This is a genomic window from Methylomonas sp. Kb3, from assembly GCF_002834115.1.
GTDB lineage: Bacteria > Pseudomonadota > Gammaproteobacteria > Methylococcales > Methylomonadaceae > Methylomonas > Methylomonas defluvii.
Window position 1 is genome coordinate 146,416 of sequence record NZ_PIZT01000010.1, and the last position, 17,750, is coordinate 164,165.

The following is a 17,750-nucleotide window of genomic DNA, read 5'->3' on the forward strand; positions in this document are numbered from 1 at the left end:
AAATCGGTGTGTCTATAGGCGCATCCGCTTGGGTTTCGACGCGCGCAATCCGCACGAAACACCAGTGATAAACAGGGCCGGGTTGATCCTCTTTTGAATTTTCTGGAGTCGTCGTTCCGGCGAGGAGCGGAGTCCCTTTAAGCCCTTGGGCTCCAATACTCAATGGAGCGGCAGCATTTAGGGCGTCGGTTTATCAAAGCGGGAGACTGTTGCAGAATCGGTGTGCCACGTTTCATTTTTGTTTCAGACTCCTGGATATTGTTTCAATGTTTCATATTGAAACGTATTTTGCACCTCTAAATAGCTGATCGGCCCTTACCTACCTTGATTAATCGGAGAAATCACGCTTGGCACGCAAATTGATATAGAAATATTATTGATTAATGATATTTGTGAAGTGCGTATGTTTTTCGGTCAACTCTCAGAAACTGATACCTCAAGATACAACCATCCGCCGCTAGGCGGTCGTCGCCAAGATACGATGGCGATCAAAAACAGCGTTTCTGCGCTTTTGGTTTCTAACTGCCTAAGACAGGTGCTGAATTCAAAACCGAACTACACTACAAATAAAGAGGGGTTGCCGGCCACTGCTAGCCAATATTGCCGAGCTATTCGGCAAACGTTGTTTTCCCTGAGTAAGCCGCACAAGGCCGATTTACCCGCAAGCATTTCCATGGCTCTAAACAAAGAGGTGGCTATGACAGATACTGCCCATACTGAGTTACCAAAGTCCGGCTTGCTACGCTGGGAAATAGCCGCAGCGCTATTGATAAAAGTGATTCTACTTACCGGCCTCTGGTTTCTGATTTTCCGCTGGCAAGAGCGCCCAGTCGCCAAACCGGACATCGCTACGCACTTTGCTTTGCCGGCCACACCCGGCGCCACAAATCCCCTTTCTTCCCCATCCACCCAGGAGTCTCGCCATGTTCGGTGACGATATAGTCATGCTGTCGCGCATGCAGTTCGGGCTAACCGCGCTGTATCATTTCCTCTTTGTGCCCTTGACCCTGGGCATGACCTTTATCCTCGGAATCATGGAGTCGGTCTACGTGATGACCGGCAAAGAGGTGTACAAGGACATGGTCAAATTTTGGGGCAAGCTGTTTGGGATCAACTTTGCCATGGGTGTCACCACCGGGTTGACGCTAGAGTTTCAGTTCGGCACCAACTGGGCTTACTACTCGCATTATGTCGGCGATATCTTCGGGCCATTGCTGGCCGCAGAAGGCTGGATGGCGTTCTTTCTGGAATCGACTTTTGTGGGTCTGTTTTTCTTCGGTTGGGACCGGTTGAGCCGGGTCCAGCATTTGGTGGTGACGTGGCTGCTGGCGGTGGGCACCAGTCTGTCGGCGTTATGGATATTAATCGCCAACGGCTGGATGCAGTATCCGGTCGGTGCGGCGTTTAACTACGAAACGCTGCGCATGGAGATGACTAGCTTTGCTGATGTGTTCTTTAACCCGGTGGCGCAAGTCAAATTCGTGCATACCGTCGCGGCTGGTTACGTGACGGGTTCCATGTTCGTGCTCGGTATCAGTTCTTGGTACTTGCTCAACAAGCGCGATATTGGTTTTGCCAGACGCTCGTTTTCCATCGCCTCGGCGTTTGGTTTGGCCTCCGTCTTATCGGTGATCGTTTTGGGCGACGAAAGCGGCTACACCTCCGGCGAAACCCAAAAAATGAAGCTGGCTGCGATTGAAGCGGAATGGGATACTCACCCAGCCCCTGCTGGTTTCACCGTGTTTGGTTTGCCGGATCAGGACAATCAGAAAACCGATATGGCGCTGAAAGTGCCTTATGTGCTGGGCTTGATCGCTACCCGCTCCATCGATGAAGACGTTAAAGGTCTTAAAGATTTGCGTGAAGAAAGTGTAGTGCGCATCGAAAGCGGCATGCTGGCTTACGACAATTTGCAAAAACTGCGTGACGGTGACCTAAGTGCCAAAGCAGCGTTCGACGCCCATAAAGCCGACCTGGGTTATGGCTTATTGCTGAAAAAATACACCGACAAGGTCACCGATGCCGATGCCGTGACCATCCAAAAAGCCGCCAACGACACCATTCCCAAAGTGGCCCCGCTATTCTGGACCTTCCGCATCATGGTGGCTTGCGGCTTTATCATGCTGTTCATCTTTGCGATGACGTTTTACTACTGCGCTACCCGTGTCGCTGATCAAAAACGCTGGCTGTTGCGCATGGCGGTTTGGTGCATCCCGTTACCCTGGATTGCCGCCGAGACCGGCTGGTTTGTCGCCGAAGTCGGCCGCCAACCCTGGACCATCTCCGGTGTATTGCCCACCCATATGAGCGTCTCCAGCCTGAGCGCCGGGCAATTGTGGTTCAGTATCGGCGGCTTTGCCTTGTTCTACACGATATTGCTGATCATCGAGATGTATCTGATGCTGAAGTACGTTCGCCTCGGACCTAGCAGCTTGCATACAGGACGTTATTGTCTCGAACAGCAACCCGCCTAATCCATTCGTCAACAGGAGTTCATTATGTTTGATTATGAAACCATCCGCCTGATTTGGTGGGTCTTTATCGGTGTCGTCGGCATTGCCTTCGCATTGACCGAAGGCTTTGATTTCGGAGTTGGCACCTTGCTGCCGTTTATCGGTAAATCCGACGTGGAACGCCGGGTGATCATCAACACCGTCGGCGCCACCTGGGAAGGTAATCAGGTGTGGCTGGTGTTGTTAGGAGGGGCGATATTCGCGATTTGGCCGGCAGTGTATGCCACGTTGTTTTCCGGGTTGTATGCGGCAATGTTGCTGGTATTGTTCTCCTTGTTCTTTCGCCCGGCTGCGTTTGATTACCGCAGCAAGATCGAAGATCCGCGCTGGCGCAACAGTTGGGATTGGAGCCTGTTCATCGGCAGCAGCTTACCGCCGGTACTGCTCGGCGTATTGGTAGGCAATTTGCTTCTGGGCCTGCCGTTTCATTTCGACCAAGATCTGCGCGCGTTTTACGACGGGTCGTTCTGGGCATTGTTGAGTCCGTTTGCTTTGTTGTGTGGATTTACCGGCCTGTTACTAACTACTTTCCATGGTGCGTTGTTTTTGAAATGGCGGAGTGAGGGCCTTATTCATGCTCGCGCTACAAATACCGTTAGTGCCTTGGGGCCGATGCTGCTGTTTGCATTAACTGCGCTCACCGTTTGGGTGTTCGTGGGGATTGATCGCCCGGAAATTACCCAAATGGCGGCTACCGACGCACCGTCCAACCCACTGCATAAAACCGTGATCGCTCAAGGCGCAAGCTGGTTGCAACATTTTATGAGCTATCCCTGGATGTGGCTGGCACCGCTGACTGCGTTTGTCGGTATCGGGCTGGCTTGGTTGCTAGGCAAGGGCGAGTCCAGAATGGGGGCATTCGTGCTCAGTAGCCTAGGCATTACCGGTGTGGCGTTGACGGTTGGTTTTGGTTTGTTTCCCTTCCTGTTGATTTCCTCAACCGCTCCCGGCTCTAGTCTGACTTTATGGGACGGAACCTCCAGCCACAACACCTTATTGCTGGGGTTTTGGATCACCATCATTTTTCTGCCCATCGTGCTGCTCTACACCCGTTTTGTGTACCGGGTGATGTGGGGCAGCGTGACCGAAGCGGCTGTGCTTAAAGACAGTCACACACTTTACTAAGGAGACACATCATGTGGTATTTCGCTTGGATACTCGGCGTCGGTTTCGCGGCGTCCTTCGCCATCATCAACGCCATGTGGCTGGAGTCGGTGTGCGACATCGACCATCACGGCATCGATCAATCGTGCGAGAGCTTGGCGCAACGCAGCAAAGAGAGGTTGTCATGACCACAGAACGTATCGTCCGTATTGTCGCCGGCTTGTTTGTGTTGCTGTCCCTGAGTCTCGGCATTGAAGGCAGCCCCTTATTTCAGTCTAGCAATTGGCTGTGGTTTACCGCATTTGTCGGGGCCAACTTATTTCAAAGCGGTTTTACCCGATTCTGCCCGCTGGAAATGATTCTTAAAAAATTGGGCATTAAAGAAAGCTGCCAATAACAGCGGCAAAAAAATAATTATCTATCAATTTGGAGTAGTCTCATGGCAAAAATCGTAATCGTAGGCGCGGGCATCGGCGGTATCCCGATGGCATTGGAAATGAAAGAAAACGCTCGGAAAGAAGACGAGGTAGTGGTGATCGCCGATACCCCGACTTTTCATTTCGTCCCGTCCAATCCTTGGGTAGCGGTCAACTGGCGTAAGCCGGAGGATATCAAGGTGGAATTGGCACCGATGTTCAAGAAAAAGAAGATCGGTTTCATTCAACAAAAAGTCACCCGTTTTCACCCGGAAAACAATCAGGTAGAACTGGCCGATGGCTCGCAAGTCGATTACGATTTTTTAGTGATCGCCACAGGTCCAAAACTGGCCTTTGACGAAGTGCCGGGCTTGGGGCCCAACGGCCACACCCAATCGGTCTGCCACGTCGATCATGCCGGCGAGTCCGGTGAATTTTGGGACAAGTTTGTCGAAGATCCGGGTCCGATTATCGTCGGTGCCGCTCAAGGGGCGTCTTGCTTTGGCCCTGCCTATGAGTACATGTTCATCGCCGAAACCGATCTGCGTCAACGTAAAATCCGCGATAAGGTGAAAATGACCTATGTCACCTCAGAACCCTACATCGGCCATTTAGGCTTAGGCGGCGTGGGCGATACCAAAGGGATGCTGGAAGCCGAGATGCGGAACAAACATATCAATTGGATTTGCAATGCCAAAATCGACAAGATCGAAGCCGGCATGATGTATGTCACCGAAGTGGATGAAAACGGTCAGGAGAAAAAGAAACACGAGTTACCGTTCAAACACAGTATGATTCTGCCGGCTTTTAAAGGCGTCGATGCCTTGACAGGTATTGACAAGCTTGTGAATCCCCGCGGTTTTGTCATTGTTGACGAGAATCAACGTAATCCCACGTATAAAAATATCTACTCCATTGGGGTTTGCATAGCTATTCCACCGCTCGAGCAAACCCCAGTGCCGACCGGCACGCCTAAAACCGGTTACATGATCGAGTCGATGGTTACTGCTACGGCTCATAACATACGGGCAGAACTGGATGGCAAACAACCCAAGGAAAAAGGCACCTGGAATGCATTGTGTCTGGCGGACTTTGGCGATTCGGGCGTCGCTTTCCTGGCCATGCCGCAAATTCCGCCGCGTAACGTGCAGTGGGCGTCCAGTGGTAAATGGGTGCATTTGGCTAAAATTGGTTATGAAAAATACTTTATGCGTAAAGTTCGCAAGGGTATTAGCGAGCCTTACTACGAAAAACTGACCTTAAAAATGTTTGGCATTATGCGTTTGAAAGGCTGACACTGGTTTGTGCCGTGCTGATAGGGAATGACAAAGGCAACAGTGCCGTTGGCCAACCAATGGCGCTATGCGTCTAGACTTCCCTATCAATCCATTTGCCCTAATTGCATTCAGATTACTCAATGATACATCGAACTTTATGGTGGTTAGTTTTCGTGCTGATGCTGGTTTTGGAGACGGCCTTGGCCGATACCGAACCCAGTCAATATAGCCTGGAACAAGCCATTGACACCGCCCTGGCGAACAATCCCGAGCTGGGCATCATGCAAGCGCGTATTGAACAGGCCAATGCCCAGTTGGGCGAATCCTTGGCCAGTTTTTACCCGCAAATCAAAGCCAGTTTGTCGTATCAGCACAGCGATAATCCGGCGCAAGCCTTTGCGATGATCATTGCCCAGCGTCGGCTGAGCTTTGCCGGCAACGACTTCAATCATCCCGGCGGTGTTGATAACTATCGGCCGCAAGTGACAGCGACGTATTCGTTGTTTCGCGGTGGACAGGACTACTACCGCAAACAGGCGGCGGAACTGGGTATCGAAACCTCGGAGCTGGAAAAAGCCGCAACCCGCAATCAGTTGGTGAATAACGTCACCGCGGCCTATTACGGGCAGTTGGCGGCAATGGAAGCCCACGAGATTAGTCGGCGCTCGATTACGGCAGTGCAAAGCGAGCTGGATCAGTCACGGATTCGCTTCGATGCCGGCACCGTATTAAAGTCCGATGTGTTGTCCTTGGAAGTGCAATTAGCCGAAGCCAAGGATGCGGAAATCCAAGCCGCCAATGCCATCGAGCTGGCTCAGAGTATGTTGAAAACCTTGCTGGGCTTACCTGTTAACGCACCTTTTGCCATCAATTCAGTTCAGCAAGCCGCGTTACCGGCCAGTCCGGCGGTTTTCGACGAATTACTGAATCAGGCGCTGAGCAACCATCCTGAACTGCAAGCCGCCCAGAAGCGCGTGGCGATGGCCGAACGTCAGCTTGATGTCGCGCAAGCCGCGCACCTACCGCGCGCCGAGGCCTTTGTCAGCTATGGTTCCGATAGCAAAGATCTAGCCTTCAGCAGTAATCGCGATAACGTCACTGCCGGCGTGATGGTGGAAGTGGATGTGTTTTCCGGCTTTGCGACTCAAGAAAAAATCAAGAAAGCCGAGCACGAACTGACGGCCGCCCAAGAGGCAGCCAGACAGACCCGTTTGCACATCGAGCAACAGCTGAAATCCGCCCAAATCAAACTACAAGATGCGCTGAGTCGCGTCGAAGTTAGCACCGTCGCGGTTAAAGCTGCAGAAGAAGCCTTGCGATTAGTCAATGAACAGCGCCAAGCCGGCGTCGTGACCGTGACCCGTTACATCGAAGCAGAAGTGGCACGCGATAAGGCGCATACCCGACAAATCACCGCACGTTTTGATGCCTTGCGGGCCGAAGCGGAACTGAAACAAGCCACCGGTTACTGGCAATAAAGGAGTCACGATGACCGAATATTTTTCTGAATCACATGCGCCGAGATGGCTGGTCCCTGCGGCAGCAATCACGGCGTTATTGCTGGTGATTTTATTTGCCCTGGGCATTTTGGGCGGCGAGGATAAGACCGAGCCCGGCAACACGGATCTGCCTCAGAGCAGCATACCCGCCAGCGCACAGACCTTAAAAGTAGGCACACAGACGGCGGAGAACAATTTGTCTTGGCAAGGCGTGGTCAAATCCCGCCTGGCGGCGAAAATTGCCCCGAAATTGAATGCGCGCATTCTGGAAATAGCCGTCAATCCGGGTGACAAAGTCAAACAAGGCCAAGTCATCGCCCGTCTCGATGATCGCGATCTGCGGGCGGCTTACGCTGCTGCTAGCGCGGGGAAGGCGGCGGCTCAGGCCCAGGCGGCCCAGGCCAATGCCGAAGAAAAACGCATTACCGATCTATACAATAAGCAAGCGGCCACCCGCCAAAACTACGAAGCAGTGCTGGCGCAAGCGCAAAGTGCCAGAGCCATGGCCAATCAAGCGGCCAGTTCCGCGCAACAAAGCAAAGTGATGCTGGGTGAAAATGTCCTCTACGCACCGTTTGACGCGGTAGTCGGTGAGCGTTTGCAAGAGCCGGGCGACATGGGTTTGCCTAATCAAGCCATTGTCACCTTGCACAAACCCGATGACTTGCGATTGGAAGCAGCCATTGCCAGCCATTGCGCCGCAGCCGTCAAGTTAGGTATGGAAGTGACAGTGCGTTTCGACACGCCGCAGCAAACGCTAGCGGCGACGGTAGACGAAATAGCGCCGGAAATCGATCCGCAAACCCGCACCCTGGCAGTAAAAGTTAAATTACCTAACATGCCTGGTTTGCAACACGGCCAATTCGGTTGGCTGGAGCTGGCTTGTGCCAGTGCACAACAAGCCGTGATGATCCCGTCTGCAGCCATTTTGCATTATGGCCAACTGCAAGCGGTTAAAGTACTGGATGGGCAAAGGCTATTGACGCGACATATTCGCACCGGCAAACAGTATGGCGACCAAGTCGAAATACTTTCCGGATTGCGCGCTGGCGAAACCATCTTGAGTAACGCTGGGTTGGAGCAATGAGCGAACTGAACAAAACCACAGAAGCGAAAAAAGACAGCCTGACGGTTGCCATCGTCCGCTTATTCACCACCTCGCATTTATCGTTGCTGTTTTTATTGATTTCGTTGTTGGCCGGTGCGGCGGCGCTGACTTTGACGCCACGCGAGGAAGATCCGCAAATCATCGTGCCGGTGATGGATGTGTTCGTGCATTACCCCGGCGCCAGCAGCGAAGAAGTGGAAAAGCGCGTGACCACGCCGCTGGAAGTATTACTCAAGCAAATCCAGGGTGTGGAATATGTCTATTCTGCCTCCCGGCCCGGTGAGTCGCTGGTGACGGTGCGCTATCGGGTAGGAGAGAGTATCGAAGACAGTCTGATCAAAACCCGCGATAAGCTGCAAGCCAATCTGGACATCATCCCGCCCGGTGTCAGCGATTGGGTCGTCAAGCCGGTGGAAATCGATGACGTGCCGATCTTGTTGCTGAGTCTGTCCATGCCCAAGGCCAACGAAGACATTATGGCGGTACGCCGCATTGCCGAGGAACTGATCGAGCGCTTACGCGCCATCGACGACGTCGGCAAAAGTTGGGTCATCGGCGCCGCGCCTCGGCAGATTTCGGTCTACCCCGATCCCGCCAAATTGCAAGCCAGCGGCCTAAGCTTGCCGGAAATTCAACAGGCTCTGGCGCAAAGCAATGTCAATCTGCCGGCTGGGCATTTGAATCAGCACAATAACGAAATCCTGCTGGAAGCCGGCCCGCACTATGAAACCCCGGAGCAGGTCGGGGCGACGGTCTTGAAAAACGTCGCCGGCCGTCTGGTGTATTTGCGCGATGTCGCGCAGATCGTCGATGGCCCGCAAGACACCGACTACTACACCCGCATTGGCTTCGGTCCCGGTGTGGAGCAAATGCAGACGGTAGGGCACAAAGGCGGTTCTCTACCGATGGTCGGCGAAGAACGGCAAATGGCTACCATCGCCATCGCCAAAAGGCGCGGCAGTAACGCCGTCGGCGTGGCCGAACAGGTGTTGGAACTGACCGAACAATTGCACGGCACGCTGATTCCGGATGAAGTGCTGGTCACAGTCACACGCAACTACGGCGAAACTGCCGATCACAAGGTCAATGAGTTAGTGATGCATCTGAGCATCGCGATTCTGACCATCATAGTCCTGCTGGCGCTGGCGCTGGGTTTCAAGGAGTCGCTGATCGTGTCGTTGGCGGTGCCGATGACCTTTGCGATTACCTTACTGTGCGATTTGATCTTTGGTTATACCATCAACCGGGTGACGCTGTTCGCGTTGATTCTGTCTTTGGGCTTATTGGTGGATGACCCGATTGTCGACGTCGAGAATATTCATCGCCACTACAAAATGCGCAAAGAGCCACCGTTACAAGCCTTGCTGACTGCGGTGAACGAAATTCGCCCGCCGACCATTCTGGCCACCTTCGCGGTGATCATGTCCTTCGTGCCGATGTTTTTTATAACTGGCATGATGGGACCCTATATGGCGCCGATGGCCTTTAACGTGCCGATAGCCATGTTGATGTCCTTGCTGATCGCCTTCACGGTGACGCCTTGGGCCAGTTATAAATTGCTCAAAGGCGATTACGGTAAAGATCATGGACCGGAATTTCGGTTACAGGAATCCCGCGGTTTCAAGCTGTATCAAGCCATTATGGCGCCGCTGCTAAATCATAAAGCCAAAGCCTTGTGGTTTTTGCTGGCGGTGTTCGTGGCATTTGTCCTGTCCACTATGATGGCCGTGACCCGAGTCGTACCGTTGAAACTGCTGCCGTTTGATAATAAAAACGAGCTGCAATTGGTGATTGATATGCCGCGCGGCTCGTCCTTAGAAGCCACCAATGAAGTCGCTACGGCCCTGGGTCAATATCTGGCCACGGTGAATGAAGTCAGTAGTTATCAAACCTACGTTGGATTGGCATCGCCCATGGATTTTAATGGCTTGGTGCGACATTACTATTTACGCCAGGGTGCCTATGTCGGCGACCTGCGTATCATTCTGGTGGATAAATCTCGCCGCGGGCAACAATCTCATGCCATCGCGCTGAGGATGCGTCCGGATATAGAGCGGATCGGTCATAAATACGGCGCCAATCTTAAAATCGTGGAAATGCCGCCGGGGCCGCCGGTGCTATCCAGTGTGGTTGCGGAAATTTACGGGCCGCCGGAAGCCGGTTATCAGGATTTGGTGAGCGTATCCAAGCAAGTCCGCGCACATTTGCAAACCACTGACGGCGTGGTGGATGTCGATGACTATGTGCAAGCCCCGCAAGACCAATGGCAATTTGTGTTGAACCAGGACAAAGCAGCGCTCTTGGGCATCACCAGTCAACAGGTGGCCAGTAGTTTGAAACTGGCGGTAGAAGGCGGCGTGGCCGGCACTTTGCACATCGCCAGCGAACGGCAACCGCTACTGATTTCCCTGCAATACCCTAGAGCAGAACGCTCATCAGAATCCGATTTATTAAACTTGTCGGTGAAGTCTGCAAAAGGCGATTTGATCCGCTTGAGCGAAATCGGTCGGTTCAGCCACGAACTGGCCGATCAAACCATTTACCATAAAAATTTACGCCAAGTGTCCTACGTGCTGGGCGAAATGGCTGGCCGTAGTCCGGTGGAAGCAGTGTGGGATGTGCAAGACGCCCTGGAACAGCAACCCTTGCCCCCCGGTTACAGCGCGGAAATGGCCGGGGAGGGCGAATGGAAAATCACCGTCGATGTGTTCCGCGACCTGGGCTTGGCCTTCGCGGCAGCGATGGTGATGATTTATATCCTGCTGGTGGGGCAAACCGGCTCCCTGGGTGTGCCGTTGATTATGATGATTGCCATTCCCCTGACGGTGATCGGCATCATGCCGGGCTTTTGGTTTATCAACTTGTTTGCGTCTGATGTCGGGCAATATGCCGATCCCGTGTATTTCACCGCCACGGCCATGATCGGCATGATCGCCTTGGCCGGCATCGTGGTGCGCAACTCCATCATCCTGATTGATTTTATCGAGAACATTTATCGGGGAAATCCGGATATCAGTCTGGCCGACGCCATCATCGAAGCCGGCGCCACCCGCTTGAACCCGATCTTTTTGACGGCGGCTTCGGCAGTGTTGGGCTCGGTGATGATCGTCCTCGATCCCATCTTTTCGGGCCTGGCCTGGAGCTTTATCTTTGGCATTATTGCCTCCACCTTGTTTTCGTTGGTGGTGATTCCCCTGGTGTATTTCTTGATCAACCGCGAGATGCCCAAGCAAGTGCCAGCCGAAGACTAGCTTCTTAGCGCCCGCGATGGCAATTCAGCGGGCGCGGTAACTAGCGTTTTTTGTATACTCGTTACTTATCACCCATCCCTTAGCGCTGAGGCCACCTTTATGAAACAATCAAACCGCGTTTGCTACTTACTTTCTGTGTTGGGATTATTGACGTGTGTGTCGCCACTGCTGCAAGCCGACGAGACCGCCAGCAAATTCTCGCGGGAATTGTTAATGACCAAGCCGGTGACTTTGCCCAGTAAAGACGTCGAGAGCCATGTAATCCGGGTGCGCTTCCCCAAGGGCTATAAAACCCCCTCGCATACCCACGAAGGACCGGGCCCCAGATATGTGGTGATGGGAAAGTTGAAAGTAGTGGATGACGGCCAAACCAAAGTCTATAGCCAAGGCGAAGTGTTCTGGGAAACCGGCGCGGAAATGACCGTGGAAAACGTCGGTAAAGGCGAGGCGGAAATTATTATATTTGAGTTTGCGGCCGCGAAGTCGGCTAAGTATTGAAGCCTCAACGAATTAGGAGCACTTTGTTTGCTGTTTTTTCTTTTTTTCATCAGCCAGCAACGTTTTTTCTAAGCCGCTAGAAAGGAAAAACGAACACCACCATGTGGCATTTTCGGCCATTTGCGGGCGGATGGTTTTTATGACGAAGGTCCGGTGAATGACCTATAGCCGTTAGCTGTAATCTCAAATTGGTGCGACCATCTTATAGGTTGTGCCGAGCTATGCGAGGCACAACGACCGCGAACGGTGCGCCTAACGGCAGCACCCTATAGCTAGCGCACCTTTTGGCCTTGCTGAAAGCGCTGGGTCGCCACTTGGTCAAACTTATCGGCATAAGCACCTGGAGCAGTATTTTCCCAATGAACCTGTACGAGAACTTCAAAGGCTACATCAGTGCCGGTGGCATTGCCAGAGGTAACAGCAGCGGCATTGTCGGCATAGTTGTCGCCTAACGAAGCCAAATATGTCCAGCCGCCCTTGTAATCCCTAGCATTAGCATAAGCCTGGGCAGTGTTATATTGTTCCTGAGTGATATTCAGCGCCATGCTCTTGCTCTCCTTTATTTATTTGAAATTGTATCAGCCGAGTGTGAAAATTGATCGAACAATGCTTTCAGGTTATTGTCGATTTCCCGCCATTGCGGCAGGTAGTTCAAGCCATAGTTGTACTCAAAAACGATGTTCTCTCGATATCGTGATTTAACTCTACAACTTGGATAAGGAACATCTTTCAATCTGCCACAGTGCATTAACAGAGAATGACTATCTGTTGCAATGTAAAGGTCGCTCCATGGCTCTGAGAAGTGGGCTAGCCCGTATTGCTCACCCTCTCTATTCGACCGTCCCCAATTGACATCATCATTGGTAATTTTAATTGCGGTTTCTAACCACTTAGCGCTTCCTACCGGTTTCATAATAGTTACATTGATTCGTTCACCATGCCCCAGTACCTTCCAGCGCGCATCATCCTCCGGGTAATAAGGTCGCAGCTCTGGCAGTAACATGGATAGACTGAGATTATCCACCTTGACTCTATCTTTTTTGGCCGTTGGCCAGTTTCCCCACTTTTCAAGAGTTTCACCGTACATATAGCGAAGTGGTACGTCAAATTCGTGACCATTAATATCAATCTGCACAACACCATTTTCTAAATTTTTGGTTTTTTCTCTATCGTCTGAGTTACTGCAACCGGCCATAACTAACATCAGGAATACTCCGATAGTAAAAGTGGCAGCCTCGTAAACAGTGTTAATGCGGGGGTTTTCAATATCGCATCTTATTGAATTTTTCATGCCGCTATTCTCCAGGTTTTATCATTCGCCGCAGTCCTCGTCGGCACGGTGTTGAAGCCCGTAGGCTGGGTAGAGCAACGCGAAACCCAGCAAATGCTTTGAAACAATAGAAAATCTTCACGTTGCAACGGTTCATTGGGTGAGAGACTCATCAGCTTCTAAGCTGGGTTTCATTATCATTCAACCCAGCCTACCTCTGCTGTTGATGAAATATCTGCCCAATCGCACTAGCCAAGAAACAGGCCGCTGGTTTTCCGATTGAGCCATCCCAGCCAGACTTTGCTATATTGCAAGCCCTGCTCCCTTTCCCGCTACATTTTCCAGGGCCGTAGGGCGGATAAGCGAAGCGTCATCCGCCGATAAAACAGTCAATTATCCGGCTCACCAACTTCCGACAACGCCAAGCCCAACCCCGCCCAATTTAGCGAATAAATGTCCATCTTGACCAACCGATGAAAACTTGAATATGGCCTTTATGCCCCCTCGGGTAAATCCTTAACTGCGACTGCCCAACCATGCTTGACCGGGTTGTAATGGATGTAATCCATATGTGCCGCATAGTCGGCATCATTGATAATGGTGTGTTCCCAATATCGACGTTGCCACTTGTGCCCTTTGGGTATATGCCTCGCTCGTGGCGTTTCATTCTGATTGCAGAGCGATATTCGGTTTTTGGTATCGCTTTCGAAAAGGCTTTTTTTATCGCCCGCCATCGGTTGGAATATTGATCATCACCGGCCGGTAATGTCCAGATTGCATGCATGTGATCAGGAAAAACCACCCAAGCATCGATATGAAATGGCTGCTTTTCCCGGACCACTCGCACCGCTTCACGTAACTCCGCAATATGCTCGATCAACAGCGTCGATTTCCGTTCGAGCAGGTTGACGGTGAAAAAATAGGTGCCACCAGGAATGCGATTGCGTCGATAGTTTGGCATGAAAAGAGTTTAACCGATTTGGCGGATGACGCTACGCTTATCCGCCCTACAGCCACTTTGAAATTGTGATCAAACTGCTAGGATTCATGGGCTGCGATAAGGGTTAGAGTCGATAACACCAGTTCGCAAATTCAATAGTTAAAGATTTACCTGGAATTCGAAATTTGTAGCTAAAGCTGTCATTAGCTAACATTACGAAACCAAATAAGTCGACTCAGAGTCATCCGCTCGCTCTAGTATCTGCTGCATGTTGACTTTATCGTAACGGACGGAGAGCAGGATAACAAAACGTTCCCTTTAAATAGGACTCTGCCGGACTCTCCAAATGAGAGTGTTGGCATCTTTTGTTCCTGTATCCCGTACCTGTCGCAGATTATTTGGACTATCCTCCCGATCAGGTCGCGGTTAAGCGTGCGGCACTAAAGTCGCCGCACCTTGGCGAGCATCCAACACCGACGTGATCACGGATGACGTGTGAATCGCCTGGTGGTACTCTAAGTTAACCGTTATTTGGAAGTAAGCCATGAACATAGACTATCGAACTATTATCACGCTCGAGCCCGGTAAACGCGGCGGTAAACCCTGTATCCGGGGGTTGCGGATTACCGTTTACGATGTCTTGTCTTGGTTAGCCGATGGCATGTCCGAGGATGAAATATTGGAGGATTATCCGGAACTGGAAACCAGCGACATTCGTGCCTGCTTGGCTTTTGCCGCAGATCGTGAGCGTAATGTATCCGCCATTGTTTGATGAAACTGTTATTAGACGAAAATCTATCCCGTCGGGCGGTGGAGTTTTTGCTGGATGCCTTTCCAGAAACGACACAAATAGCGTTGTTGGGTATGGAAAACGCCGATGATTTAACCGTTTGGCGTTACGCAAAGTCCAACGGCTTTGTCATTGTCACCAAAGACGCGGACTTTTTTGAGCTTTCGAATTTACTTGGTCAACCACCAAAAATTATCTGGCTAAAAACCGACAATCAATCCAAAGCGGCAACCATTAACTGCTTATTAGCCAATCAGAACGCTATACAAGCGGCATTGGTTGACGAAGACAAAGCCTGTATCGAAATTTATCGATAACAGCGAAATTCATATATCGCAAAGGGCGGTAGGCTGGGCAGAGCAACACGAAGCCCTGCAAATGTTTTGAAACGCTAGAGCTGATTCGTTGCAACGGTTCATTGGGTGAGAAAACTCATCAGCGAAATATTCAAAATCAATTTCCCTGCACCCCAAAATTCAACAAACCCTCGGCAAAATAGCGTCCAGATTCAACACGTCCGTATCCGTTAATTCAATCAAATTGAAATTGTACTTCTGATAAATGGCGAGTTTTTCCTGTTTTCGGGCTTGGTATTTGGCGTCGTTTTCGTAGCCTGGAAACACATGGGGATTGACTTTGCAGGCCAAAGATCGCCGGGTTGCCCACTAAATGACCGTTTGAGTTTATGCGTACCGGCCTGGGCTTCGACTAGCCCAAATCACATATCAATGATAAGTGGGGAGCCCGGTTCAGTAAAAGCATTAATTAGCCTGAACAGCAGGGCAGCGGATGACGTATCTAAGACCTTAGCCCAATAGACAAAACTTAGGACTTACGTACACTTGACAAGCTTTGGAACGCGAAACTTTGTATCAACTTTTATAGACTATGGCGCTGCAGATTTTGGAAACCGATAGATTAATCTTGGTTGCTGACCGGGAGGTCTCGTCCTTTAAAGGGATCAATCGGGTCAGAGAGAGTCTGCAAACTCATGTGGATTATGTTGCCAGCCGGGACGAATTGTCGCGATGGATCGTCGCCAACAAAGCGAATTTAACCAGCAAAAATATTGCCTTTGTGATGGTATTTGACCCGGACGTGGTCGAAATATCACCGTCCGGTTCCGAGCTGGGCTTATTACTGGAATACCCGCGGATTTGCATCACCCGCTCAAGCGATCTCTCAACCACCTTACGTTCGATAAAAACCGGTTTGTTTGATTTTATTGAAAAGCCTTTCAGTCTGGAGCAGATACGCAAATGCCTTGAACTGGCTTTTTTCGAATATGAATTCGCTGTCACTATCAACAATCAATTCCGTAATCTGACGAAACGCGAAATTGAAACCTGCGAGTTGGTGGTGCTGGGCCACACCAATAAGGAAATATCCGAAAAACTGGATATTTCGGTAAAAACCGTCAAAGTGCATCGCGCTAATTTAATGCGCAAAACCAACGCCAAAACGGTTACGGATCTTCTGAGGTTGCACGATACCTTCAAGTCAAATACTCGCCAAGGACTGACTGATTTGCCCACTATCCCCCCGCTAAAAATATTGAACACTCAACAAACTAACAAGCGTGAAAAACGCCAAAAATCTCTGGCTTAACCCTCCTTGCTACCCAACAAAACTACTTTTCGGCAAGCAATAGCCGCAAGGCATAGCCAAATTTGAGACGCTCGTGACTGAATTTACAATTTTTCCAACGGTTGGGTCGAATGCGCAAAAACAACTTTTGCGAGCGACTTTAGATATGACTATTCGTTCGGTGTCGCAGCTAATAGACCACCATAACGTCAGCAGCGTAGTGCTTGAAATTGGCGAAGACTATTTTGTATTTTCCGTTGAAGATTTGCTGAAGCATCTGCACGCGGGCGGCAGCAGTGATGCCACCTTGGCTGAATTGACATTACGCAAGATAACCTGCGTTTTCGAAAATGAACGGGTGCTGACCGCATTTGAAATCCTTGAAAGCAATGGCGACCGGTATTTAGGTGTCGTCGATACCACTGAGAATCTGGTGGGCATATTGACCGATACCGACATTCTATCGGCGGTGGATCCTACCGTATTGGTGCAAAAAAAACCATCGGCGATTTGGTGACCAGAATAGAGCCCATCACCTTTACTGCGGACTGGATTTTGGACGATGTGCTTAACCATCTGCAGAAAATGGAGGACTCCATCATTGTGGTCGAATCCAAAATACCGATAGGCATTATCACCACCAAGGATATTTTTAAACTTATCTCTGCCGCGGATACCACCGATAGGCCACTCCGGGAGTACATGAGTAGTCCGGTCATTACCACCCAGGTCAGTTCAACCATTGAAGACGCGCTCGCTCAGTTAAAAACCTGTCACATCAAACGGTCCATCGTGGTGAATCAGGAAAACCAATTGGTAGGCGTTGTCACGCAGAGCGAACTGGTGGGTTTTGCCTATGGTACCTGGATAGATTTAATCAAACATCATGCCGGTGAGCTCAAAGAGCTTGTGGCTATTCTGGACGCCAAAGCCAAGGGTTTTGAAAAATCCTCGTTGACCGACCCTCTCACCGGACTCGGCAATAGACGGATGCTGGATAAAAGACTGGCCGATGAAATTGGCCGCATGCGGCGTTATGACGCCCCGGCGTTTTCGCTGTTGTTGCTGGACATCGATCTTTTCAAGCAAATTAATGACGCGCACGGCCACTTGATCGGCGACGAAATCTTGAAAGCCATCAGCTTGAAACTGATGAGCTTGGTCAGGTGCAGTGATGATGCGATTCGTTGGGGCGGCGAAGAATTTGCGATTTTGCTGCCGCATACACTTCTTGAGGATGCCGTCGAGTTTGCAAACCGCTTGCGCACCACGATAGAAGACCATTCCTTCGTCGAGCAGATACAAGTCACTATCAGCATAGGCGTCGGACAGTTTTCCATTACCGAGCACGAAAGCCAATTCCTTGATCGCGTCGACAAGGCGCTATACCTTGCCAAGCATCAAGGCCGCAATCGGGTGGTTGCCGATACCTCGTCTGGTCCGATCCAACATCTTGTCATGCCGATATGAAACGTATAGATAGCTAAGACTGTATTG

Annotated in this window: 18 protein-coding genes; 15 read left to right on the forward strand and 3 right to left on the reverse strand. The window is 50.9% G+C overall.

All coding sequences use genetic code 11. From position 1 onward, the window contains the following. Positions 1-376 precede the first annotated feature (376 nt). The 10 genes from cydP (at position 377) to CWO84_RS07995 (ending at position 11,666) form a co-directional block, all read left to right on the forward strand. A complete protein-coding gene (gene cydP / locus CWO84_RS24880) occupies positions 377-934 on the forward strand; it encodes a cytochrome oxidase putative small subunit CydP (RefSeq protein WP_240618000.1) in 558 nt (185 codons plus the stop codon). Beyond that, positions 924-2,474 (forward strand): cytochrome ubiquinol oxidase subunit I, encoded by a 1,551-nt coding sequence (locus CWO84_RS07955; protein WP_101052264.1) that lies wholly within the window; start codon positions 924-926, stop codon positions 2,472-2,474. Before cydP ends, CWO84_RS07955 begins: the two co-directional genes overlap by 11 nt. A 24-nt stretch (positions 2,475-2,498) precedes the next feature. Continuing rightward, positions 2,499-3,638 carry a cytochrome d ubiquinol oxidase subunit II gene (gene cydB, locus CWO84_RS07960; protein WP_101052265.1) on the forward strand — a complete coding sequence of 380 codons (1,140 nt, stop codon included), beginning with the start codon at positions 2,499-2,501 and terminating at the stop codon, positions 3,636-3,638. An 11-nt stretch (positions 3,639-3,649) separates the two neighbouring features. After that, on the forward strand, positions 3,650-3,805 hold the full coding sequence (gene cydX, locus CWO84_RS25250; RefSeq protein ID WP_020481307.1) for a cytochrome bd-I oxidase subunit CydX: 156 nt from the start codon (positions 3,650-3,652) through the stop codon (positions 3,803-3,805). Next, positions 3,802-4,014, forward strand: coding sequence for a DUF2892 domain-containing protein (locus CWO84_RS07970; RefSeq protein ID WP_101052266.1), 213 nt, complete (start codon positions 3,802-3,804; stop codon positions 4,012-4,014). Before cydX ends, CWO84_RS07970 begins: the two co-directional genes overlap by 4 nt. 42 nt (positions 4,015-4,056) lie before the next feature. Then, positions 4,057-5,328: an FAD-dependent oxidoreductase gene (locus CWO84_RS07975; RefSeq protein ID WP_101052267.1), complete on the forward strand. Its 1,272-nt coding sequence runs from the start codon at positions 4,057-4,059 to the stop codon at positions 5,326-5,328. A 122-nt stretch (positions 5,329-5,450) separates the two neighbouring features. Continuing rightward, the gene (locus CWO84_RS07980) at positions 5,451-6,788 is read left to right on the forward strand and encodes a TolC family protein (protein ID WP_101052268.1); all 1,338 of its coding nucleotides are present in this window, start codon (positions 5,451-5,453) and stop codon (positions 6,786-6,788) included. 10 nt (positions 6,789-6,798) lie between these two features. Then, entirely contained in the window at positions 6,799-7,896 is a 1,098-nt protein-coding gene (locus CWO84_RS07985; protein ID WP_101052269.1) for an efflux RND transporter periplasmic adaptor subunit, read from the forward strand. Beyond that, entirely contained in the window at positions 7,893-11,168 is a 3,276-nt protein-coding gene (locus CWO84_RS07990) for an efflux RND transporter permease subunit (protein WP_101052270.1), read from the forward strand. The genes CWO84_RS07985 and CWO84_RS07990 overlap by 4 nt, the downstream gene beginning before the upstream one ends. A 99-nt stretch (positions 11,169-11,267) precedes the next feature. Further along, positions 11,268-11,666, forward strand: coding sequence for a cupin domain-containing protein (locus tag CWO84_RS07995; protein ID WP_165786289.1), 399 nt, complete (start codon positions 11,268-11,270; stop codon positions 11,664-11,666). 272 nt (positions 11,667-11,938) lie between these two features. Here the strand turns inward: CWO84_RS07995 and CWO84_RS08000 are convergent, their stop codons facing one another. The 3 genes from CWO84_RS08000 to CWO84_RS08010 form a co-directional block, all read right to left on the reverse strand. Next, a complete protein-coding gene (locus tag CWO84_RS08000; RefSeq protein WP_101052271.1) occupies positions 11,939-12,211 on the reverse strand; it encodes an iron-regulated FrpC domain protein in 273 nt (90 codons plus the stop codon). 14 nt (positions 12,212-12,225) lie between these two features. Beyond that, positions 12,226-12,957, reverse strand: a complete 732-nt coding sequence (locus CWO84_RS08005; RefSeq protein WP_101052272.1) for a hypothetical protein — start codon at positions 12,955-12,957, stop codon at positions 12,226-12,228. A 421-nt stretch (positions 12,958-13,378) separates the two neighbouring features. Continuing rightward, a complete protein-coding gene (locus tag CWO84_RS08010) occupies positions 13,379-13,897 on the reverse strand; it encodes a hypothetical protein (protein WP_346426964.1) in 519 nt (172 codons plus the stop codon). Between the two features lie 523 nt (positions 13,898-14,420). On the opposite strand from CWO84_RS08010, the gene CWO84_RS08015 reads away from it, so the two are divergent. The 5 genes from CWO84_RS08015 to CWO84_RS08040 all read left to right on the forward strand — a co-directional run bounded on the left by CWO84_RS08015 (position 14,421) and on the right by CWO84_RS08040 (position 17,723). Continuing rightward, entirely contained in the window at positions 14,421-14,648 is a 228-nt protein-coding gene (locus tag CWO84_RS08015; RefSeq protein WP_101052273.1) for a DUF433 domain-containing protein, read from the forward strand. Then, entirely contained in the window at positions 14,648-14,983 is a 336-nt protein-coding gene (locus CWO84_RS08020) for a DUF5615 family PIN-like protein (protein WP_033156328.1), read from the forward strand. The genes CWO84_RS08015 and CWO84_RS08020 overlap by 1 nt, the downstream gene beginning before the upstream one ends. A gap of 571 nt (positions 14,984-15,554) precedes the next feature. Continuing rightward, a complete protein-coding gene (locus CWO84_RS08030; protein WP_101052274.1) occupies positions 15,555-16,274 on the forward strand; it encodes a LuxR C-terminal-related transcriptional regulator in 720 nt (239 codons plus the stop codon). Between the two features lie 73 nt (positions 16,275-16,347). After that, positions 16,348-16,770 carry a CBS domain-containing protein gene (locus CWO84_RS08035; protein ID WP_133120655.1) on the forward strand — a complete coding sequence of 141 codons (423 nt, stop codon included), beginning with the start codon at positions 16,348-16,350 and terminating at the stop codon, positions 16,768-16,770. Then, positions 16,767-17,723 carry a GGDEF domain-containing protein gene (locus CWO84_RS08040; protein WP_133120656.1) on the forward strand — a complete coding sequence of 319 codons (957 nt, stop codon included), beginning with the start codon at positions 16,767-16,769 and terminating at the stop codon, positions 17,721-17,723. The genes CWO84_RS08035 and CWO84_RS08040 overlap by 4 nt, the downstream gene beginning before the upstream one ends. The last annotated feature ends 27 nt before the right edge of the window (positions 17,724-17,750 follow it).